At 49.1% G+C, this 20,514-nt stretch carries 20 protein-coding genes, 1 pseudogene and 2 riboswitches; of the genes and pseudogenes, 15 read left to right on the forward strand and 6 right to left on the reverse strand.

From position 1 onward, the window contains the following. The first annotated feature begins 144 nt into the window (after positions 1-144). Positions 145-912, forward strand: coding sequence for an ABC transporter ATP-binding protein (locus tag AC6CHQ_RS11720; protein WP_498081600.1), 768 nt, complete (start codon positions 145-147; stop codon positions 910-912). Then, the gene (locus AC6CHQ_RS11725) at positions 899-2,824 is read left to right on the forward strand and encodes an ABC transporter permease (RefSeq protein WP_095312439.1); all 1,926 of its coding nucleotides are present in this window, start codon (positions 899-901) and stop codon (positions 2,822-2,824) included. Before AC6CHQ_RS11720 ends, AC6CHQ_RS11725 begins: the two co-directional genes overlap by 14 nt. Positions 2,825-3,536: 712 nt before the next feature. On the opposite strand, the gene AC6CHQ_RS11730 is transcribed toward AC6CHQ_RS11725, so the two are convergent. The 5 genes from AC6CHQ_RS11730 to AC6CHQ_RS11750 all read right to left on the reverse strand — a co-directional run bounded on the left by AC6CHQ_RS11730 (position 3,537) and on the right by AC6CHQ_RS11750 (position 6,880). Further along, the gene (locus AC6CHQ_RS11730; RefSeq protein ID WP_017795849.1) at positions 3,537-3,791 is read right to left on the reverse strand and encodes a helix-turn-helix domain-containing protein; all 255 of its coding nucleotides are present in this window, start codon (positions 3,789-3,791) and stop codon (positions 3,537-3,539) included. Further along, entirely contained in the window at positions 3,775-4,212 is a 438-nt protein-coding gene (locus AC6CHQ_RS11735) for an RNA polymerase sigma factor (RefSeq protein ID WP_088053195.1), read from the reverse strand. Before AC6CHQ_RS11735 ends, AC6CHQ_RS11730 begins: the two co-directional genes overlap by 17 nt. Positions 4,213-4,679: 467 nt before the next feature. Continuing rightward, a complete protein-coding gene (locus AC6CHQ_RS11740; protein WP_498081601.1) occupies positions 4,680-5,828 on the reverse strand; it encodes an acyltransferase family protein in 1,149 nt (382 codons plus the stop codon). A gap of 88 nt (positions 5,829-5,916) precedes the next feature. Continuing rightward, a complete protein-coding gene (locus tag AC6CHQ_RS11745) occupies positions 5,917-6,141 on the reverse strand; it encodes a hypothetical protein (protein ID WP_251239693.1) in 225 nt (74 codons plus the stop codon). A 25-nt stretch (positions 6,142-6,166) separates the two neighbouring features. After that, positions 6,167-6,880, reverse strand: a complete 714-nt coding sequence (locus AC6CHQ_RS11750) for a GAP family protein (protein WP_251239692.1) — start codon at positions 6,878-6,880, stop codon at positions 6,167-6,169. A gap of 95 nt (positions 6,881-6,975) precedes the next feature. On the opposite strand from AC6CHQ_RS11750, the gene AC6CHQ_RS11755 reads away from it, so the two are divergent. After that, complete coding sequence (locus AC6CHQ_RS11755; protein ID WP_251239691.1) at positions 6,976-7,581, forward strand: TetR/AcrR family transcriptional regulator; 606 nt, start codon at positions 6,976-6,978, stop codon at positions 7,579-7,581. A gap of 30 nt (positions 7,582-7,611) precedes the next feature. Here the strand turns inward: AC6CHQ_RS11755 and AC6CHQ_RS11760 are convergent. Then, positions 7,612-8,030, reverse strand: a pseudogene (locus AC6CHQ_RS11760) (SRPBCC domain-containing protein); the annotation flags it as partial. A 166-nt stretch (positions 8,031-8,196) separates the two neighbouring features. Beyond that, positions 8,197-8,298: riboswitch (purine riboswitch) on the forward strand. A gap of 102 nt (positions 8,299-8,400) precedes the next feature. Here AC6CHQ_RS11760 and AC6CHQ_RS11765 point away from each other — a divergent pair. From AC6CHQ_RS11765 to purN, 12 genes are all read left to right on the forward strand, one after another. Next, on the forward strand, positions 8,401-9,741 hold the full coding sequence (locus tag AC6CHQ_RS11765; RefSeq protein WP_251239690.1) for an NCS2 family permease: 1,341 nt from the start codon (positions 8,401-8,403) through the stop codon (positions 9,739-9,741). A gap of 122 nt (positions 9,742-9,863) precedes the next feature. Beyond that, the gene (locus AC6CHQ_RS11770) at positions 9,864-10,391 is read left to right on the forward strand and encodes a DUF2179 domain-containing protein (RefSeq protein ID WP_157293513.1); all 528 of its coding nucleotides are present in this window, start codon (positions 9,864-9,866) and stop codon (positions 10,389-10,391) included. Next, entirely contained in the window at positions 10,388-10,579 is a 192-nt protein-coding gene (locus AC6CHQ_RS11775; RefSeq protein WP_251239689.1) for an NETI motif-containing protein, read from the forward strand. Before AC6CHQ_RS11770 ends, AC6CHQ_RS11775 begins: the two co-directional genes overlap by 4 nt. A gap of 270 nt (positions 10,580-10,849) precedes the next feature. Next, positions 10,850-10,949: riboswitch (purine riboswitch) on the forward strand. Between the two features lie 164 nt (positions 10,950-11,113). Then, positions 11,114-11,602, forward strand: a complete 489-nt coding sequence (purE, locus tag AC6CHQ_RS11780; RefSeq protein WP_251239688.1) for a 5-(carboxyamino)imidazole ribonucleotide mutase — start codon at positions 11,114-11,116, stop codon at positions 11,600-11,602. Continuing rightward, positions 11,599-12,717: a 5-(carboxyamino)imidazole ribonucleotide synthase gene (gene purK / locus AC6CHQ_RS11785; RefSeq protein ID WP_498081602.1), complete on the forward strand. Its 1,119-nt coding sequence runs from the start codon at positions 11,599-11,601 to the stop codon at positions 12,715-12,717. The genes purE and purK overlap by 4 nt, the downstream gene beginning before the upstream one ends. A gap of 16 nt (positions 12,718-12,733) precedes the next feature. Continuing rightward, a complete protein-coding gene (purB, locus tag AC6CHQ_RS11790) occupies positions 12,734-14,032 on the forward strand; it encodes an adenylosuccinate lyase (RefSeq protein ID WP_498081603.1) in 1,299 nt (432 codons plus the stop codon). Positions 14,033-14,249: 217 nt separating this feature from the next. Next, positions 14,250-14,504: a phosphoribosylformylglycinamidine synthase subunit PurS gene (gene purS / locus AC6CHQ_RS11795; protein ID WP_092055022.1), complete on the forward strand. Its 255-nt coding sequence runs from the start codon at positions 14,250-14,252 to the stop codon at positions 14,502-14,504. Then, positions 14,501-15,187: a phosphoribosylformylglycinamidine synthase subunit PurQ gene (gene purQ / locus AC6CHQ_RS11800; protein WP_251239685.1), complete on the forward strand. Its 687-nt coding sequence runs from the start codon at positions 14,501-14,503 to the stop codon at positions 15,185-15,187. The genes purS and purQ overlap by 4 nt, the downstream gene beginning before the upstream one ends. Next, positions 15,171-17,402 carry a phosphoribosylformylglycinamidine synthase subunit PurL gene (gene purL / locus AC6CHQ_RS11805; protein ID WP_251239684.1) on the forward strand — a complete coding sequence of 744 codons (2,232 nt, stop codon included), beginning with the start codon at positions 15,171-15,173 and terminating at the stop codon, positions 17,400-17,402. Before purQ ends, purL begins: the two co-directional genes overlap by 17 nt. Continuing rightward, positions 17,378-18,799 carry an amidophosphoribosyltransferase gene (purF, locus tag AC6CHQ_RS11810; protein WP_251239683.1) on the forward strand — a complete coding sequence of 474 codons (1,422 nt, stop codon included), beginning with the start codon at positions 17,378-17,380 and terminating at the stop codon, positions 18,797-18,799. The genes purL and purF overlap by 25 nt, the downstream gene beginning before the upstream one ends. Before the next feature lie 15 nt (positions 18,800-18,814). Next, positions 18,815-19,885: a phosphoribosylformylglycinamidine cyclo-ligase gene (purM, locus tag AC6CHQ_RS11815; RefSeq protein ID WP_498081604.1), complete on the forward strand. Its 1,071-nt coding sequence runs from the start codon at positions 18,815-18,817 to the stop codon at positions 19,883-19,885. Next, positions 19,882-20,469, forward strand: a complete 588-nt coding sequence (gene purN, locus AC6CHQ_RS11820) for a phosphoribosylglycinamide formyltransferase (protein WP_498081605.1) — start codon at positions 19,882-19,884, stop codon at positions 20,467-20,469. The genes purM and purN overlap by 4 nt, the downstream gene beginning before the upstream one ends. Positions 20,470-20,514 lie beyond the last annotated feature (45 nt).

Raw genomic sequence — 20,514 nt, forward strand, 5'->3', positions numbered from 1 at the left:
ACAAAGAAAACATCGTGTTTAATATATTTTTTATCAATGTGACGAAAATGTAAGGTTACGAGATCAAGCTGTAAGTTTATATAAAGGGCAACTATTGTAAAATAAAAACATAAAACAAAACTATTCTGAATGGAGGTTTTAAATATGAAAACTATTGTCGAAGCAAAACAAATAAAAAAAGTCTATGGTGCAAAGGGAAATGTATTTTCAGCTTTGGAGGATATAGACTTAACCGTCATGGAAGGTGAATTCGTCGGTATCATGGGTCCCTCGGGTTCTGGTAAATCAACTTTACTAAATATATTGGCAACAATTGACGAGCCGACTGCTGGTGACATCGTGGTTGATGGAATCAATTTGACAAAGATGAATGAAGAGCAATTATCTGCCTTTCGCCGTGACAAACTTGGTTTCCTTTTCCAAGACTATAATTTATTAGATACTCTAACTGTGAAAGAAAATATTATCTTGCCGTTAGCCTTGGCAAAATTGAACGTTGAGGAATTGGAACGAAGAGCAGATGAAGTGGCAGATAAGTTTGGCATTCGCGACATTTTAAATAAGTACCCGTACCAAATTTCTGGGGGACAAAAGCAACGTACGGCAGCATCACGCGCGATTATTTCAAAGCCAAACATAATATTGGCAGATGAACCAACAGGTGCGTTGGATTCGAAATCAGCAACAGACTTATTAGAAAGTTTAAAGGATCTTAATGAACAAGACAAGGCAACAATTTTAATGGTTACCCATGATGCTTATGCGGCAAGTTATTGTAATCGCGTCCTATTTATTAAAGACGGTAAAATCTTCACAGAACTTGTAAAAGGGAAAAGATCCCGCAAAGAATTTTTCAACAAGGTGTTGGATGTTCTATCCGCACTGGGGGGTGGAGCAAATGACGTTATTTAGTTTAGCAAGGAAAAATATTAAAGGTAATTTCAATAATTATTTTGTCTATTTTGTTACACTCGTCTTCAGCATGGTTATTTATTATACGTTCACTTCCTTGCAATATAGCGAAAAAATTCAGGAAAGCATTGAATTGTCGGATACAATGAGTTTCATGTTTGGGGTATCATCAATTATCTTAATTTTATTCGTAGCAATCTTTATTTTGTACTCCAATTCATTCTTCACAAGAAAAAGGAAGAAAGAAGTCGGATTGTACGCCATACTTGGTTTACGCAAGAAAACCATTGCAAAAATGTTGTTTTATGAAAATTTGATTATGGGAATCATTGCAATAGTTATTGGAATTATTCTTGGAACCTTACTTTCCAAATTATTTGCAATGATTTTAATAAAACTTATGGGTTCAATTGCCGAGGTGGACGTCGGTATTTCCATTTTAGCGATTACCCAAACAGTCATAGTCTTTATGGTCATTATTTTATTCACTTCCGTTCAAGGTTACCGTTTGATTTATCGTTTTACATTAATCGAATTATTCTATGATGAGAAAAAAGGAGAACAAATTCCAAAGGTTTCACTTATTTCGGCTGTTATCGGAGTTATATTGCTTGTCGTTAGTTACTGGCTGATATTAAAACCATTTCCTGACGAATTTACTACGGAATATTTAATAAAAAATTATGGGATTGCTTTTGTTGCTCTCGTCATTGGCACCCATTTATTTTTTCGATCTGTAACGGTCTATTTATTAAGATTATCACAAAAAAATAAGTCGCGTTATTACAGAGGAACTAGAATAATTGAAACATCTCGTTTACTGTTTCGTATTAGGGGGAATGCACGTACCTTTACAGTCATTGCATTGTTGAGTGCTGCCACGATCTGTTTCTTAGGTGCAACTTACAGTGGGTATTACAGCAACGAAAAAAGAGCTAAGGAAGTTGTTCCGTTCAGCTATTCGCATTTGTCAAAAGGTCCAGAATTTGATTCGCAGGTGGAGAGCATAATAAAAGCAGATCATCGACATCCAATAAAAGCCAAACTAGACATACCCGTCATTCAGGTAAAAGGAATACTCTCATTTCAACTGGATTATGACATAAATCCTGTGAAATTAATCTCAGAAAGTACATTTAATAAAGTAGCTAATGCTTTAAATAAGGATGAAACAGTCTCACTATCAGGAAATCAAGCAGCAGTAATCCAGCCAAGGTTTACTGAATATACGAAGTCGGTTTTTAAAGGAGAAAATATAACGATTCAATTGCCTCAAGGAAGCAGCGAACTGCCATTTGTCCATATGGTTGAAAGTAATGTGCTACCTTTCGATTATCCCGATTTCTTTCTCGTAGTCAGTAACGAAATGTTTGCCAAGATAGCCAAAAAAGAGGCACCATTAACTTATAAAGTGTATGAAGTGGAAAATGAAGTAACGGCACAAGCCACTTCAAGGAAAGTAAATAAACTGGTTGGAAACGATTTTCAAGTTTCTTCATCATTTTATACTGAGTATAAGCAAGGTAAAGAAGGAAACGCAATTACTCTCTTTATTTTTGGTTTTTTGGGACTTGTATTTTTAGCGGCAAGTGGAAGTATCATTTATTTCAAACAGTTAACAGAAGCGAATGAGGCGAAAGGACAATATGAAATCCTTAGAAAAATCGGTGTCAATAAAAAGGATATACGTAAATCAATCAAAAGACAGTCATTATTTGTGTTCGGATTGCCACTAACCGTAGGAATATTGCACAGTTGTGTGACATTGTACTTTACTAGCAACTTTATTTCTAATCTAATTGGAATCAATCTTATCTTCCCTATTCTAATGGCTATAGTCTTCTTTGTTATCATCTATGCAGTCTATTACGTATTAACTGTTAATACGTACAATCGCATTGTAAACAAATAAGAGCGAAACATCTCTCGAATGTTCGGTTCGAGAGGTGTTTTGTCATGTATTCCTTTGTTAAAAAAATCCTCATTACTCTGGAATCTAGACCGATTATATTATTGAAGTTCAAATTGAACATCCTTAAATCTTCTAACAACAAAAAATCGAATGATTGGAAATATGATAACTCCCATACAAAATGTATCGCCAATAGAAACACAATTCAGCCTGTAATATCAGAAATGATGCCATATTCTTTCATTAATTTATTTTTAACCATGTAATATTCTTACTCGGTAATTATGTACGGGTTAGCAGTTGTTTTAATATAGTAATTTGCATACCATAAGTAATCAAGTTCTGTTTCAAAAAGCCCCCCCTTTTAATTAATCAATTAAAATCAGACGGCTGTTGGTACAGCTCCACGGGAATTTCACCCCTGCAAGTATTTCTTCCAGCACTACTCATAGCCTGCGACGCTTTGAACGCTCGAACCATGACGGTAGAGGAGTATCATTATCCTAGCTGATGGGTTATCGCCAGCAATCCACCACGATTGCATTAGACTCATAGATAATCGCTCGTTTCTATCGAAAGTCATGGCGTATGAATCAAGTGGCTCATCATCAGTAGAACGTATCTGATTTTTGGTCTATACTGCACGGGGTTATCTTCCGTGCTTTCTTTGTAAAAGAACAATATATGTGAAAGGGAAAACTTAACCATGTAATCAAATCTTGAAAGCTAAAATGCCCTGCATAAGCTTCGAACGTAAACGATCATGTGTGTCTACATCAATGCCCCAATACGTATTACCACGCTCATCATAAAGTTTACGCATAGACAAACTTGCCATATAGCTTCCGTAATGCAAAATAACGTAATTCATCGCTTCTGGATCACCCTTATTTGCAGCTAAAATAATTGGATACGGTAATAAGCCACATTCGTTGTCTTTTGTGTTAGCATCAATCATCCCAGTCATCTGCATGTTCCTCCAAAAATCGCTTTAATCTTTTAAAAGAGCTTGTCCGTCTATACTGAACCGTACTACGAGGAATCTCTAGTAGTTCGGCTATTTCTACATCTGATTTATCAAAAAAATAGTATAGTAGGACTGTCTTACGCTTTTCTATTGGCAAAGTACGCAACGCTTCAGCGAGTAATTTCGGAGTGATTTTCTTTCCAGCCACTTGAAAACTTTGTCCTTCTTCTCCTTCATATTGCTGATCTAAGGTATAGAGTTGATTTTCTACTTGTGGTGTGAGATCAGAAAATGTCATCTCCTTTGCTTGTCGTTGTTGTCTTTCGTTGAAAATATTGATTGCTTCATTCTTCAATACACGTTTACAAAAAGCATTAAATGCACAGCGAACTTGCCACTCGGTACGATCTGGTTCTATCATGCATTTCCTCTCCCTTCGCAACTGCAAAGGTGGGTGATGATTTCCCCTTTCATAACCTTCAACAAGATTTTTTATGAAATGCCAAAAATAAGAGCAATATTTTAAAAAATATTCATTAAATACAAAAAAGCCCAACTGAACATAAGCCAGGTGGGAGTAAAAATTTATACATATTATTAAATGGAAAATTCTATTTCAAAAAGTTGAAAGCCTTAGTTCAAGAAGAAAACAAATTACGACAAAACAAAAAAGTAAAAGTAGTATAAGAGCAAAATCGCGATTATCCTGTGAAGACATTACTCAAAATTTCCGGTATTCCACGTAACACTTATTATTATAAAATTAATACTTTTGAGCACTCAGATAAAAATTCAAAGTGAAAAAGGCTCATTAGTTCTATTTTTGAGAAGCATAAGGGCAGATATGGTTATCGTCGTATCCTCTTTTCTTCTTTAATATTCACCATCCTAAAGAATCTTTGACGCAAAGGGAATCTGCTTAATTATATAACTTAACAAGAAGCAAAGTGGTATCGTGATCAGAATCATAGCTAGAAACATGAAGGATGGTGGAAAGTGGATGACCTTCAATCCAGCAATAACAATAGCGATAATCGGTATATGAATGATGTAAATCACGAAAGAATGGGCTGACAAGAAGCTCCAACCTTTTCCTTGATGAAAAACTCTTTTCCGAAAGAATATGATTAATCCGAGAATGACGCCAACAGAAAATAGAGCTTCCCACAGAGAATAAACCAAAGATGTCCAGTTCCAGCCACCAGAAAACTGTAATCCGTCTACCCCAAATAACAAGACTAAGGGAAGAAGAATCGATGCTCCAATTGCAATTCCAAAACCCGCCCTCCCCATAGAATCAGGAGTATTTCGAAACCAATTACGTTGGTAAGCGATGATACCCAAAATGAATAGCCCGACATATTGCGGGAGATCATAGCCACTTGCTGTAAAAAGTCCAACAAATGATTGAACCTTGGGAGATCCACCGGGTAAATCAAGAGCAGGAACCCACAGTCTTATGGTGAAGTATCCTGCTGCTAATATCATTACAAAGACTGTAAACATCCTGTAGGTGGGTGGTGTACTCTGCCGAACTACTGATAGCTTATTTTTACTCATAAACTTCGCCCAGACTGCGTATAAACAAACGAATACGAAAAGTAGCTCGACGTACCACATCGGGCCATAGGTTAAATTTGAAAAATAGGTTTGCCATGTAAATGGCTCCTGGTTAAGCATATAGACTTCAATTGATTGAACTTGGCTAAGAATGAGAACGTAGAAGATAAACGGAACTAGGAACCGGATGAATCTATCTTTGATAAATCGGGTCGCTCCATTACGTTCAAAAGATGAAGGAACAAAATATCCTGAAATAAGAAAAAACGTCCCCATGAAAAAAGTCTGATTAAAAGCAAGGAATAGAAGGCCCATAACAACCCCAATAGACTCTTGTGATAATATTTCGTTATAGATGGAAAAATACACTAAATGATGTAGCACTACTAACATTGTAAGGGCTGCCCTTAGATTATCAATAAAGTATAACCGACCTTCCTTTTGGAGAGACGAGCTCCCTATATGGCTTGAATTCATAATAATTCTTATGTTCCCCCTATTATTATTTAAAAATATATCTCAACGGAGCAAAGCTGGACGGCTATGTATAATCCGTCCTATTTGCTCATTTTTTTTTACTTTTAGTTGATCCGCCTATTTTCCAAGAGGCTAAACTTATGATCCCGCCAACTACAATAAATATAATGTCCATAACAATTTCAAATCCCCGAAACGTATCAATATAATTTACCAAAAACCAACTTTTCCCACCATTAGTCAAATGATTGATTAATCCGCCTACTCCCTGTATAACGAAAAGCAGACCAAGTCCACTGATAATTTCTTTCATGATGAACACCTCATTAAAAAATTTTTTAATTTAATATGCCTCTAAGACCGATATTAAAAAAAACCGCACCTACTGCTCCTATCGCTACCAAGAGTGAGGAAATCGGAGCTTCATTTAATTTTGATCTAATTTTATTTAGAAATTGTTGCAGTCTCTCTTTAAACATAATATTAACCCCTAACAAAAGAAGAGAAGGAAGCACCATTACAAGATTGTAGCCAATTATAATAGAGATAGAAGAGGAAGGCTCAATTGTTAGGTGATTCATTAACAAAATTGAATAAATGTAAGGCAAAGCAGTTACAAATTCAATTAGAAAAACAATGATACCTAACATGATCATCCCTTTCCTCGTTGTTTTTTTGGGTATAAATGAAATTAAAAGTTTTTTTGTATTATCATTTGGTTTACAGAAGCTAATTAGAGCCATAACTGCTCCAGAAAGGAGATAAAACCAATTGATAAATTCGAATTCAGATAATTTTCCGATTCCTTTCAATAGTGATTCTCCACCAAAGTATAGTAATAAGCCCATGATGAAGTAGCCAAACTGCGTAATAAACAAAAAAACAAGCAAACGAGAAGATAATTGATTAGGCTGTGTCAATAATAAATAGGCTGTTACAGCAAATACACCAGGACTTAATATGTCAATTAATGCGCAAATAGAAATAATTAGCAAAGCTATCGATGTGTCTATTGTTGAAGATGGCATTAATGCTTCAATACTTTCGATCAAATATAGAGTCCCTCCTTTTTATATGTTATAATCTAAATAACACAGTGTGTTAAATTATAATAACACACTGTGTTAATAAAAGGAAGTGATTTTTTATGCCAAGGATTGTTGATCATGAAAAAAAGAGGAAGTCAATTGCTGAGGCCGCTTGGAATATTATTAAGAAAGAGGGAATCGAAAAGGCATCTATAAGAAGAGTTGCTATTGAAGCAGGCATGTCTGCTGGAGCGTTAAGACATTATTTTTCAACTAAGGATGAAATGTTATTATTTATCATGGATTATTACCTGGAAGAAGGGAAAAAACGTTCTCAAAGTAAAAATTGGTCAGACAATCCATTGCAGGCAGTCGCAGAAGTTTTATTGGAGCTTGTACCAATTGGTGAAGAAAAGAAAATCGAAACGAGCGTTTGGTTGATCCTTGCACTTCAGTCACTTACAAGTGATACATTAAAAGAAAAAAATGATGAAATGACTAACGGTATGTATGAATTAGCAAATTCAATGATCGAGATATTAGTCCTACAAGGGATTTTATCTGATTCAACAAATGTAAAATTAGAAAAAAGTAGGCTAGCGGCATTAATTGATGGATTGTCCATTCATGCTCTGTTAAGACCTGATGTTTACACTCCAGAAAAGGTGAAGGAAGTAATCCGTTATCATTTAGAAACACTCTGCGATGAAAGTAAACTGAGTTAATTGATCATGTATCAATAGTATTCTACGAGTTAGTAGATCCGCTGAATCGAATTTAGAACGACTGACCAATTTTTGTTTGACTGCCTAAATCGGTGAATTCCATCGTGACCTCCGGAGAAGGTATGGACTCATTGATATTGCCTTCTGCATCCGAAAAATGCTCGTTATAAACCATCATTTCTGGCTTGATAATTTCTTTATAAATGGTTTTGTTCCAAGATTCCATTCCATGTTCTTCTTGGATTCTTATCAACACATTTCACGCAATAGTGCAATACGCCTCCCGGGCGAAAGTCCATGTTGCAAACGGGCAGTTCCCAACCATCCGTACTCCACCAGCGCTTTAAGTGATCTGGTTCCTTAAATAGTTGAAATAGTGGATCACGTGGCATATCATAAACTCGTTCTAAAACAAGAAACCTTTCGTTCTCTACTCTTGAAACCAATATTTTATATTCATAGCTATTGAGAATATTGGGTAGTGCAGGAGGGGGCTATTTTTTAAAGTAAGGTTGAATCGATAAGGTGAAAGGCGAACGATGTGTTAAAAAAATATCTTTAATGTTCGTTTTATCCATTGTCTTCTTTTCATTATTCCGCTATACTCTTCGTATCATCAAACATAACTTTACCCGTCGTATAATACCGGAGATAGGGTCCGGAAGTTTCTACCGAGCCGCCGTAAATGGCTCGACTACGATCGGGGGCGTGCTTATTTGCTTTCCTGCATTTAGCGCGCCTCCTTTCCGGTAGGGCATGCGACAAATTGTTGCATGCCTTTTCCTGTTTTCGGTGGGGCGGACAAAAATGGAGGCACTCATGAAAAACTTCTTCAATTTCGATGAGCTTGGCACGAACTACCGCCGTGAGATCATCGGGGGCCTGACGACGTTCCTGTCGATGGCATACATCCTTGTCGTCAACCCTCTCACGCTGTCACTCGAGTCCGTTCCGGACCTTCCCGCGGACATGCGCATGGATGCGGGAGCGGTGTTTGTCGCCACCGCGCTCGCGGCGGCCGTCGGTTCCCTCTTTATGGGGCTCATCGCCAAATATCCGATCGGCCTGGCGCCGGGGATGGGCCTGAACGCGTTCTTCGCCTATACCGTCATCCTCACGTACGGCATTCCCTGGCAGACGGCGCTTACCGGTGTTTTATTCTCCGGTATTATCTTCATCATCCTGTCACTGACAGGGTTGCGTGAGATGATCATCAATGCCATCCCGGCGCAGCTGAAGTTTGCGGTCGGGGCCGGGATCGGACTATTTATCGCCTTTCTCGGTTTCCAGAACGCGGGCATCATCGCCAACAATGATGCGACACTCACCGGTATCGGTGACTTGTCCCAGCCTGCGACGCTTCTTGCCATTTTCGGCCTGATTCTCACAGTCGGACTCATGGTGCTGAATGTAAAGGGCGCGATCTTCTTCGGAATGCTGATCACGGCGGTTGTCGGCATGATCTTCAAAGTTGTACCGCTTCCTGACGGCGTCATCGGCGCCATTCCTGACGTGAGCCCGACATTCGGTGCCGCGTTCCAGCCGCTCATGAATGACCCGGCTTCGCTCATGACGATCCAGTTCCTCGTCGTTGTCCTGACGTTCCTGTTCGTTGACTTCTTCGATACGGCGGGAACACTGATTGCCGTCGCACAAAAGGCCGGCCTTATGAAAGGCGACAAGCTGCCGCGTGCCGGCAAGGCGCTTCTCGCGGACTCCCTTGCAACGGTTACCGGTGCGATCTTCGGTACATCGACGACCACTTCCTATGTCGAGTCGACCGCCGGCGTTGCGGCCGGTGCCCGAACCGGGTTCGCGGCCGTTGTCACCGGTGTCCTGTTCCTCGTCTCGCTGCTGTTCTATCCGCTTTTGTCGGTCATCACATCGGCCGTTACCGCACCTGCACTCATCATCGTCGGTGTGCTGATGGTGTCGGCACTCGGCCATATCGAGTGGAACCGGTTTGAAATCGCCGTTCCGGCATTTCTCACGGTCATCATGATGCCGCTTGGCTATTCGATCGCAACGGGGATTGCCGTCGGGTTCATCTTCTACCCGATCACGATGATCCTCGCGGGCCGCCGCAAGGAGATCCATCCGATCATGTACGGCCTGTTCCTGATTTTTGTTGCGTATTTCGTCTTTGTGCAGGGTAGATGAAGAATAAGCCGCTCACTCGCCAGCCGGCGGGGAGCGGTTTTTTTTATCTGTGCCCTTGTCCCTGCCGGACAGTTCCGATAAGATGAGTGGGCATTTGCATGAAGGGGAAAGGATGATTCAATATGACAATGGTGCTGATCATCTTTGCGATCAACGTCGTTTATGTAACGTTTTATACAATCCGGCTCATACTGACCATGAAGGGTTACCGCTATGCGGCTGCCGGGCTCAGTGTGATCGAGATGGTCATTTATGTGGTCGGACTCGGCCTGGTTCTGGATAACCTGAATGAAATAGAGAACCTGATCGCCTATGCATTGGGCTTTGGGCTTGGCGTCATCATCGGTTCCATTATTGAAGAAAAACTGGCACTCGGCTATGTCATGGTCAATGTCATCACGGAAGACATTGAGCGCAAGATGGTCCGGGCAATCCGGGAGAAAGGCTATGGCATCACCGACTGGGAAGCGAACGGGCGCGATGGAGCACGCCACGCGATGCAGATCCTGACGCCAAAGCGCTACGAGCTGAAGCTATACATGCTGATCAAGGAACTGGACCCGAAAGCGTTCATCATCACATATGAAGCCCGCAACATCCACGGCGGCTTCTGGGTGAAGCAGGTCCGGAAAGGAAAGTTGTTCAAATGAGCAAAAAGACCGTCTGGTACGAAGTGCAGGAAGGCGAGACGATCGGGCAATGCCTGGAACGCATGCAGAAAGAGGGCTATATGGCAGCCGGCCGCAAGGAAGAGCCGGTCTTCGAGGAGCGGGACGGGGAACCCGTCCCCGTCCGTCAGCGCATCCGTTTCAAGGGTGTCCGAATGGAAGAATCATAAACAGAAGGGCTGTCCGAAAAGTCGGATTCAGCACATGATATAGCAAACGGCACGGACGCCGGCCCGCGGTAAGCGACCGGAGTCCGTGCCGTTTGCTTTTTTTATCGTATTAATGACTTATTGGACAGCCCCTTTTTTGTGTCCAAAAAAATTCTATAAGATGGATAGCGCTTTCATGCAAGTTGGTGAATAAATACGAACGATTATTATGGAATTAAATTTTATTGTTCGGTTATTGCGTTGACTTCATGAAAAACGGCTGTTAAAATGAAACACGTAAAGAACATTCCCCATATATCCCGAGGAATCGGCCTCGGAGTCTCTACCCCGGCACCGGAATGCCGGGACTATGCGGGAAAGCGGATTTCAGGACTCGGAACGGAAGGTGTGCGATGCATGGAAACGATCATGACGCTACCGTCTTATCTGAACACGTTCAGGTCCCGGATCGACTGCTTTCCTCCTATTAAATAGGAAGCAGTCTATTCGGGGCTTTTATTTATTGGCGGCAAACTGCCGGAAGGAGCGATTGCAATGGACGTGAAAGTGGGCGTCATCATGGGAAGCAAAAGCGACTGGGAGACGATGAAAAAGGCGTGTGCCATCCTCGATGAACTGAAAGTCGGATACGAGAAGAAGGTCGTCTCCGCGCACCGTACGCCGGATGAGATGTTTTCCTATGCTGAACAGGCACAGGAGCGCGGCATTGAAGTGATCATCGCGGGAGCTGGGGGCGCCGCCCACCTGCCGGGAATGGTCGCGGCGAAAACGCTCGTGCCGGTCATCGGCGTGCCGGTCAAGTCCCGGGCGCTGAGCGGCATGGACTCGCTTCTTTCGATCGTCCAGATGCCGGGCGGCGTCCCGGTCGCGACGATGGCGATCGGCGATTCCGGCGCAACGAACGCCGGCCTGTTTGCGGCACAGATGCTCGCAGTGCATGACGAAGCGCTCCGCGGACGCATCCAGGAGCGCCGCAGCCGGCTTGCAGAACAATCCATGGAAAGCACAGGTGATCTCGTATGACGACCATTCTTCCCGGACAGACGATCGGTATCATCGGCGGCGGACAGCTTGGCCGGATGATGGCCCTATCCGCCAAGGAGGCGGGCTTCCGAATCGCGGTACTCGACCCGGCGGAAGACTCTCCGACGGGCCAGGTGGCCGACGTGAAAATCGTCGCACCATATGACGACGAGGAAGCGCTCGACCGCCTGGCGGAAGTGAGCGACGTCATCACCTTTGAATTTGAAAATATCGACTACGAAGGCCTCAAGCGCCTAACCGAGAAGGTATACGTGCCACAGGGTGCGGAAATCATCCGCATCACCCAGGACCGGATCGCGGAAAAAGCGGCGATCCGCGAAGCGGGGGCACCGGTCGCGCCTTATGTGGAAGCAAAGACTTTCGCGGAGCTGGAGGAACGCATCGGGGAGATCGGCTTCCCGTGCGTCGTGAAGACCGCCCGGGGCGGTTACGACGGCAAGGGACAGGTCATTCTGAAAGAGGCGTCCGAACTTGCCGAAGCGGAAGAACTGTTCGTCCATTCCGCATGCGTGGCCGAGAAGTTCATTCCGTTTCAGATGGAGATCTCCGTCATCGTCCAGCGTGGAACGAACGGGGAGTCCCGCTGCCTGCCGGTACAGGAGAATATCCACAAGAACCACATCCTGCACGAGACGATCGTCCCGGCACGGATTGCGGATGCTACGGCCGAAGCCGCCATCACGGCAGCCGGACAGATCGCGGATCATCTGGACCTGATCGGGACACTGGCTGTTGAGATGTTCGTCCTTGAAGACGGCAGCATCCTTATCAATGAGCTTGCACCCCGCCCGCATAACTCGGGCCACTACTCGATCGAGGCGTGCACGGTCTCGCAGTTTGGCCAGCACATCCGCGCCATCTGCGGCTGGCCGCTCCGTACCCCGGAGCTGCACCGCCCGGCGGTCATGGTGAACCTGCTCGGCCAGCACGTCGCACCGGTCCTCGATGCGATCCCGCAACAGCCGGACTGGTCGATTCATCTATACGGCAAGGCCGAGGCCAAGCACAACCGCAAGATGGGTCATGTGACCATCCTTTCAGATGATAATGAAGAAACACTTCGCCGGATTGACGAAAGCGGAATCTGGAACTAATGGAGGCAAAACCTGAATGATTGAACGCTATACACGCCCCGAGATGGGCAATGTCTGGACAGAACAAAACAAATACAATGCGTGGCTGGAAGTCGAAATCCTCGCCTGCGAGGCATGGGCTGAGCTCGGCGACATTCCGAAAGAAGATGTGAAAAAACTTCGCGAGAATGCGTCGTTTGACGTGGCGCGCATTGAAGAGATCGAGAATGAAACCCGCCACGACGTGGTCGCATTCACCCGCGCGGTATCCGAAACGCTCGGAGAAGAGCGCAAATGGGTCCACTACGGCCTGACTTCGACCGACGTCGTCGACACAGCGCTTTCGTACCGCATCAAGCAGGCGAACGAGATCATCCGGAAAGACCTTCACAACTTCATCGATATCCTCGCTGCCAAGGCGAAAGAGCATAAGTTCACCGTCATGATGGGCCGCACGCACGGCGTGCACGCGGAGCCGACAACATTCGGCCTGAAGATGGCTCTCTGGTACGAGGAAATGAAACGAAACCTCGAGCGCTTTGAAGCGGCAGCATCTGTGATCGAGACGGGCAAAATGTCCGGCGCGGTCGGCACATTCGCCAACATCCCGCCATTCGTCGAGGAATACGTGTGTGAGCACCTCGGTCTCGCAGCTGCGCCGGTCTCCACGCAGACCCTTCAGCGCGACCGCCACGCACAGTACATCTCGACACTTGCGCTGATCGCAACATCGATCGAGAAGTTCGCAGTCGAGATCCGCGGGCTCCAGAAGTCGGAGACGCGCGAAGTCGAAGAGTTCTTCGCGAAGGGCCAGAAAGGTTCGTCCGCGATGCCGCACAAGCGCAACCCGATCGGCTCAGAAAACATGACCGGGCTGTCCCGCCTGATGCGCGGCTACATGGTCACCGCTTTTGAGAACGTAGCACTCTGGCATGAGCGCGACATCTCGCACTCCAGCGCGGAACGCGTCATCATTCCGGATGCAACCATCACGCTGAACTACATGCTGAACCGCTTCGGCAACATCGTGAAAAACCTTACCGTCTTCCCGGAAAACATGAAGCGCAACATGGACCGCACGCTCGGACTCATCTACTCCCAGCGCGTCCTCCTGTCGCTCATCGACAAAGGCATGGCGCGCGAAGCGGCCTACGACACCGTACAGCCGCTCGCGATGCAGGCCTGGGAAGAACAGGTCCCGTTCCGCGGCCTCGTCGAATCCGACCCGATCATCTCCGAAAAGCTGTCCAAAGAAGAGCTCGACGACGCCTTCGACTACAACCACCACCTACAGCGCATCGACGACATCTTCGAACGCTGCGGACTGAACGACTGACAGAGAGTAATCCGGAGGGCAATAAATTTTCATGAAATTGATTAAACGCAGCGCAGGGCTCGAAGACTCCTGCGGGAAAAGCGGGACAGCCGAGACCCCGCAGGCGGAACGCCGAGGAGGCTTGGCGCCCGCCCGCGGAAAGCGAAGAGCCCGGAGCGGAGTATCTCCGCACTTCATCTAAACCACCACACACTCACCAATTGGGAGGCCAACCAAAATGAAAAAAGCAAATGTGTACGTGACGCTCCGTGAAAGTGTAATCGACCCGCAGGGGACTGCAGCCATCAACGTCCTCCACGCAACAGGCCATGACAACGTTAAAGACGTCCGCATCGGCAAGTACATCGAACTGACGATCGAAGACACGGGGCAAGATCTCGACACGGCCGTGAGAGAAATGTGTGAAAAGCTATTCGTAAACGCGAACGTTGAAGATTACCGATACGAAGTGCTGGAGGTTGAAGAGGCATGAAATTCGCCGTCATCCAGTTTCCGGGAGCCAGCTGTGACCTCGACCTGTACCATGCCGTAACCGATGTCCTCGGCGAGCAAGCGGAATATGTCCATCACCAGGAAACCGATCTGTCCGCCTATGATGCGATCCTTCTGCCGGGCGGCGCTTCCTACGGCGACGCAGTTCGTGCGGGAGCACTTGCACGCACAGCACCTGTCATGGAAGGCATCATCGGCGCGGCTAAAGACGGAAAGCCCGTCCTTGGCGTGGGCAACGGCTTCCAGGTCCTGACGGAAGCGGGCCTGCTGCCGGGCGCTTTCCTCAAGAACCGTGACCAGAAGTTCATCTGCCGCACCGTCAAGGTCCAAGTCGTGAACAACCGCACGATGTTCACGAGCGAATACACCGAGGGCGAGGAAATCGAAATCCCGATCGCCCACGGTGAAGGCAACTTCTACTGTGACGAAGAGGCCTACGGCAAACTCAAAGAAAACAACCAGATCGTCTTCGTATACTCTGACGGAAACCCGAACGGGTCCGTCGGCGATATCGCGGGACTCATCAGCGAAAAGGGCAATGTCCTCGGCATGATGCCCCATCCTGAGCGGGCTGCAGAGTCTATCCTGGGCTCCAAAGACGGACTGAACGTATTCAAATCGATCGTGAAAGAGTGGAGGGAATCCCATGCCAACCAAGCTTGAGCCGACGGCGGAACAGATCCGCGATGAAAAGATCTATGCACAGATGGGCATGACGACGGAAGAATTCGAAATGGCGGTAAAACTTCTCGGACGCCTGCCGAACTACACGGAAACCGGCCTGTTCTCCAGCATGTGGTCGGAGCACTGCTCGTACAAGAGCTCCAAGCCCGTCCTCCGCAAGTTCCCGACCGAAGGCCCTCAGGTTCTCATGGGACCGGGAGAAGGCGCCGGCATCGTCGATATCGGCGATAACCAGGCCGTCGTCTTCAAGATGGAGTCGCACAACAGCCCGTCGGCGATCGAGCCGTACGAAGGCGCGGCGACAGGTGTAGGCGGCGTTCTCCGTGACGTCTTTTCAATGGGCGCCCAGCCGATCGCTGCGGTAAACTCCCTCCGCTTCGGCGAGCTTGACAACGATCGCGACCGCTGGCTGTTCGAAGAAGCCGTCGCGGGAATCGCCGGCTACGGCAACACGATCGGCATCCCGACGGTCGCAGGTGAAATCCAGTTTGACCCATCGTACGCAGGCAAACCGCTCGTCAATGCGATGGCGATCGGCCTCCTTAACCACGAGGACATCCAGCGCGGCTTGGCTGCCGGCGTGGGCAACACCGTCATGTATGTCGGTGCTAAGACAGGACGCGACGGCATCCACGGCGCGACCTCTTCATCGGAAGAAATTTCGGATGACCCGGGCAAGGAACGCGCGCCGGTCCAGGCGGGCGATCCGTTCACGGAAAAGCTCCTCATGGATGCATGCCTTGAACTCGTCAAATCCGACGCGCTCATCGGCATCCAGGACATGGGTGCGGCGGGACTGACTTCTTCTTCCGCCGAAATGGCTTCGAAAGCGGGCTTCGGGATTGAGATGAACCTTGACCTCGTTCCTCAGCGCGATGAAGACATGACTGCCTACGAAATGATGCTTTCTGAATCCCAGGAGCGCATGCTGATCGTTGTACAGAAAGGCCGTGAGCAGGAAGTCATCGACCTGTTCGCCAAATATGATCTTGAAGCGGTCTCGATCGGCCATGTCACGGACGACAAGATGCTGCGCCTGTTCCACAAGGGCGAAGTCGTCGCGGAAGTCTCTGCTGATGCATTGGCGGAGGATGCGCCGGTCTACAACAAGCCGTCGCGCGAGCCGGAATACTTCCGTGAGTTCCAGGAGATGGAGCAGCAGGAGCCGGAAGTGGACAACTATACGGAAACACTCGTCTCCCTTCTGAAACAGCCGACGATTGCGTCCAAGGAATGGGTGTACAGCCAGTTCGACCACCAGGCCCGTACCAACACAGTCGTTGCCCCGGGTTCGGACGCAGCCGTCGTGCGTGTCCGCGGTACGGAGAAGGGCCTCGCCATTACTGCTGACTGCAACTCCCGCTACATCTACCTTGATCCGGAAACAGGAGGGAAGATCGCTGTCGCGGAAGCGGCGCGGAACATCGTCTGCTCTGGCGGCAAGCCGCTCGCCATCACGGACTGCCTGAACTTCGGCAGCCCGGACAATCCGGAAATCTTCTGGCAGCTGGAAAAGTCCGCGGACGGTATCAGCGCTGCATGTCTCGCACTTGATGCACCGGTCATCAGCGGAAACGTCTCGCTCTACAACGAGCGCGGCGGCAAGCCGGTCTATCCGACACCGACAATCGGCATGGTCGGCCTCGTGGAAAACCTGAAGCATGCCACGACTCAGACGGCAAAAGCGGCAGGGGACCTCGTTTATCTGATCGGCGAGACAAAGACCGAATTCGGCGGCTCCGAGCTTCAGAAGATGCAGAACGCCGGCAAGATCTCGGGCAAGGCGCCTGCCATCGACCTTGATGTGGAAGCAGCCCGTCAGGAATCGCTCCTCGCAGCGATCCGCGAAGGCGTCGTTAGCTCCGCGCACGATGTCGCGGAAGGCGGTGTTGCGGTCGCCCTTTCCGAGAAGCTGTTCGGTACGAAGTTCGGCGCAGATGTTTCCCTTGAAGGATCGGCGGTCTCGGCACTTTTCAGTGAAACCCAGTCCCGATTCCTCGTTACGGTCAAGCCGGAAAATGCAACGCGCTTTGAAGCTCTCGCAGGCGATGCCGTGAAGATCGGCACCATCACAGAAAGCCCACGTCTCGTGATTCGCGGGAAGGACGGCAGTTCATACATCGAAGAAGACGTTACAGCCTTGGAATCTGCCTGGAAAGGGGCTATCCCATGCTTGGTGAACTCAGCGGACTAAACGAAGAATGTGGTGTCTTCGGCATCTGGGGGCATGACAATGCTGCCCAGATGGCGTATTACGGCCTCCATGCCCTGCAGCATCGCGGGCAGGAAGCGGCGGGCATCTGCACGGTGCATGACGACCATCTGCTTGTCGAAAAAGGTGAAGGTCTCGTCAACGACGTGTTCCATGGCGACCGGCTCAACAAGCTGCCGGGCCATGCGGCAATCGGGCACGTCCGCTACACGACGGACGGCGGCCGCGGCATCGAAAATGTCCAGCCCCTTGTGTTCCGCTCGACGACGGGCAGCCTGGCGATTGCCCACAACGGCAACGTCACGAATGCTTCCGAGCTGAAGCGTCACCTGGAGCGTCAGGGGAGCATCTTCCAGTCGACATCCGATACGGAAGTGCTTGCCCACCTCATCAAAAAGAACATCAGCTATCCTCAGAACGAACGCCTTAAAAAAGCACTTGCACAGCTTCAGGGCGCTTTCGCTTTCGTCCTGCTGACCGAGGATGCCCTCTACGTGGCACAGGACCCGAACGGCATGCGCCCGCTGTCCCTCGGCTGCATCGGCGGGGAAACGTGGGTCGTCGCATCCGAGACGTCCGCGTTCGACCTGATCGGCGCGGAGACAGTGCGCTCGGTCGAGCCGGGTGAGCTTGTCATCATCGATGACAGCGGCATCCGGAGCGACCGGTTTGCCCCGAAGGCACAGCGGGCAATCTGCTCGATGGAATACATCTATTTCTCCCGTCCCGATTCCGACATCGACGGCATCAATATCCATATGGCCAGGAAGCGCCTCGGCAAGCGGCTGGCCCAGGAAGTCAAGATCGAGGCGGACGTCGTCACGGGCGTGCCGGATTCCAGCATTTCCGCTGCGATCGGATTTGCGGAGGAAAGCGGCATCCCGTACGAAATGGGCCTGATCAAGAACCGTTATGTCGGCCGGACATTCATCCAGCCGTCCCAGGAACTCCGGGAGCGCGGCGTCAAGATGAAGCTGTCCCCGGTCCGCCAGGTTGTCGAGGGCAAGCGGGTCGTCATGGTCGACGACTCGATCGTCCGCGGCACCACCTCGAAGAAAATCGTCAAAATGTTGCGTGATGCAGGAGCGAAGGAAATCCACGTTGTCATTAGCGCTCCGCCGCTGATCGCCCCGTGCTTCTACGGCGTCGACATCAGCACTGATTCCGAGCTGATCGCAACAGGGCGCACTACGGAGGAGATTTGTGAACTGATCGGGGCGGATTCGCTCCAGTTCCTGTCGACGGAAGGGTTGGTAGAGGCGGTCGGCCGGAACGATGAAGATCCGAACCGGGGCCACTGCCTCGGCTGCTTCACCGGCCAATACCCGACGGACATCTTCGGCGATACCAAACTGCCGCACGAAAAGGAACTCGTATAATAGGAGGCCACTTGCATGTCAAAAGCATATGAACAGGCCGGCGTGAACATCGAAGCCGGATATGAATCGGTCGAGCGGATGAAATCCCATGTCGCCCGTACAGAGCGAAAGGGTGTTATGGGCGCGTTCGGCGGATTTGGCGGGATGTTCGACCTGTCCGAGCTCGGCTACAGCGAACCGGTCCTCGTCTCAGGGACGGACGGAGTCGGCACGAAGCTGAAAGTCGCCTTCATGGCGGACAAGCACGACACGATCGGCGTCGACTGCGTCGCCATGTGCGTGAACGATATTGTCGCGCAGGGCGCGGAGCCGCTTTATTTCCTCGATTATGTTGCACTCGGCAAGGCCGTTCCGGCACGGGTCGAGGCCATCGTCAAGGGTGTCGCGGACGGCTGCGTCCAGGCCGGATCGGCGCTGATCGGCGGCGAGACGGCTGAGATGCCGGGCCTCTATGCAGAAGATGAATACGACCTCGCGGGATTTGCGGTCGGAGCGGCCGAGAAGAAGGATATTGTGACCGGTGAAAAGGTTGCCGAAGGCGACGTCCTCGTCGGCATCGCATCCAGCGGCGTCCACTCCAACGGCTACTCGCTCGTGCGTAAAATCGTCTTTGAACAGTTGGGCGTCAAGGCGGACGAGCCGGTTTCGGGCTATGAGGAACTCGGTAACTCGGCCGAAGCGCTGCTCACACCGACAAAGATCTATGCAAAGCCGGTGCTGGAGATGGCCCGCAGCCTGGACGTGCACGGCATGGCGCATGTGACGGGCGGCGGTTTCTACGAGAACGTTCCGCGCATGCTGCCGGAAGGCCTTGCCGCGGAGATCGATCTCGGCTCCTGGGAAGTGCTCCCGGTGTTCCGCATGCTGAAGGAAAAGGGACAGCTTGCCGACCGCGATCTGTACTCCGTCTTCAACATGGGCGTCGGATTTATCGTCGCACTGCCAGAATCGGAAGCGGCGGAAGCCATTCGGATTGCGGAAGCTCACGGTGAGAAAGCGTCTGTCATCGGTCGTGTCGTGGCGGGCGAAGGCGTCCGGTTCAACGGCGAACATGACGGCACGCTTGCGGGAGGTCCGAAGGCATGAGCCGGAAACCTCGCATCGCCGTCTTCGCGTCCGGAAGCGGCTCGAACTTTGAAGCGATCGCCCAGGCGGCTACAGCCGGTGAACTGGAAGCGGAAGTCGTGCTTCTCGTCACCGACAAGCCGCTGGCGAAAGTGATGGAACGGGCGGAACGTTTCCGCATTCCGTCCGTCGCCTTTAATCCGAAAGCCTACAAGGACAAAGCGGATTATGAGCGAACCGTCCTCGGCAGGCTACGTGAAGAGGGTGTGGACTGGATCGCCTTGGCCGGCTACATGCGCCTGATCGGCCCGACGCTGCTTGATGCCTATCCAAACCGCATCGTGAACATCCACCCGTCGCTCCTCCCGGCATTCCCGGGCAAGGACGCGATCGGCCAGGCGATGGACGCCGGCGTGGAAGTAACCGGAGTTACAGTCCATTATGTTGACGAGGGCATGGACACCGGCCCGGCGATTCTTCAGCGCGAAGTACCGGTCGTCGCGGGAGACCGCGAAAAGACCGAAGCGGCGATCCATGCGGTGGAACACGACCTTTATAAGGAAGCCCTGCGGAAAGTGTTGGCGGAGAGCGCGGTCACGGAATAAGGGAGCGTGTCACGGGCGAAAGTGACGAATTAGCGTCTGAAAGTG

It is taken from the genome of Bhargavaea sp. GQ12 (assembly GCF_059758705.1).

Excerpts from the sequence above, each read along its gene's own strand:
- AC6CHQ_RS11720 (WP_498081600.1), top strand. The coding sequence starts at position 145 with ATGAAAACTATTGTCGAAGCAAAACAAATAAAAAAAGTCTATGGTGCA.
- AC6CHQ_RS11725 (WP_095312439.1), top strand. The coding sequence starts at position 899 with ATGACGTTATTTAGTTTAGCAAGGAAAAATATTAAAGGTAATTTCAAT.
- AC6CHQ_RS11730 (WP_017795849.1), bottom strand. The coding sequence starts at position 3,791 with ATGACTGGGATGATTGATGCTAACACAAAAGACAACGAATGTGGCTTA.
- AC6CHQ_RS11735 (WP_088053195.1), bottom strand. The coding sequence starts at position 4,212 with ATGATAGAACCAGATCGTACCGAGTGGCAAGTTCGCTGTGCATTTAAT.
- AC6CHQ_RS11740 (WP_498081601.1), bottom strand. The coding sequence starts at position 5,828 with ATGAATTCAAGCCATATAGGGAGCTCGTCTCTCCAAAAGGAAGGTCGG.
- AC6CHQ_RS11745 (WP_251239693.1), bottom strand. The coding sequence starts at position 6,141 with ATGAAAGAAATTATCAGTGGACTTGGTCTGCTTTTCGTTATACAGGGA.
- AC6CHQ_RS11755 (WP_251239691.1), top strand. The coding sequence starts at position 6,976 with ATGCCAAGGATTGTTGATCATGAAAAAAAGAGGAAGTCAATTGCTGAG.
- AC6CHQ_RS11765 (WP_251239690.1), top strand. The coding sequence starts at position 8,401 with ATGAAAAACTTCTTCAATTTCGATGAGCTTGGCACGAACTACCGCCGT.
- AC6CHQ_RS11770 (WP_157293513.1), top strand. The coding sequence starts at position 9,864 with ATGACAATGGTGCTGATCATCTTTGCGATCAACGTCGTTTATGTAACG.
- AC6CHQ_RS11775 (WP_251239689.1), top strand. The coding sequence starts at position 10,388 with ATGAGCAAAAAGACCGTCTGGTACGAAGTGCAGGAAGGCGAGACGATC.
- purE (WP_251239688.1), top strand. The coding sequence starts at position 11,114 with ATGGACGTGAAAGTGGGCGTCATCATGGGAAGCAAAAGCGACTGGGAG.
- purK (WP_498081602.1), top strand. The coding sequence starts at position 11,599 with ATGACGACCATTCTTCCCGGACAGACGATCGGTATCATCGGCGGCGGA.
- purB (WP_498081603.1), top strand. The coding sequence starts at position 12,734 with ATGATTGAACGCTATACACGCCCCGAGATGGGCAATGTCTGGACAGAA.
- purS (WP_092055022.1), top strand. The coding sequence starts at position 14,250 with ATGAAAAAAGCAAATGTGTACGTGACGCTCCGTGAAAGTGTAATCGAC.
- purQ (WP_251239685.1), top strand. The coding sequence starts at position 14,501 with ATGAAATTCGCCGTCATCCAGTTTCCGGGAGCCAGCTGTGACCTCGAC.
- purL (WP_251239684.1), top strand. The coding sequence starts at position 15,171 with ATGCCAACCAAGCTTGAGCCGACGGCGGAACAGATCCGCGATGAAAAG.
- purF (WP_251239683.1), top strand. The coding sequence starts at position 17,378 with ATGCTTGGTGAACTCAGCGGACTAAACGAAGAATGTGGTGTCTTCGGC.
- purM (WP_498081604.1), top strand. The coding sequence starts at position 18,815 with ATGTCAAAAGCATATGAACAGGCCGGCGTGAACATCGAAGCCGGATAT.
- purN (WP_498081605.1), top strand. The coding sequence starts at position 19,882 with ATGAGCCGGAAACCTCGCATCGCCGTCTTCGCGTCCGGAAGCGGCTCG.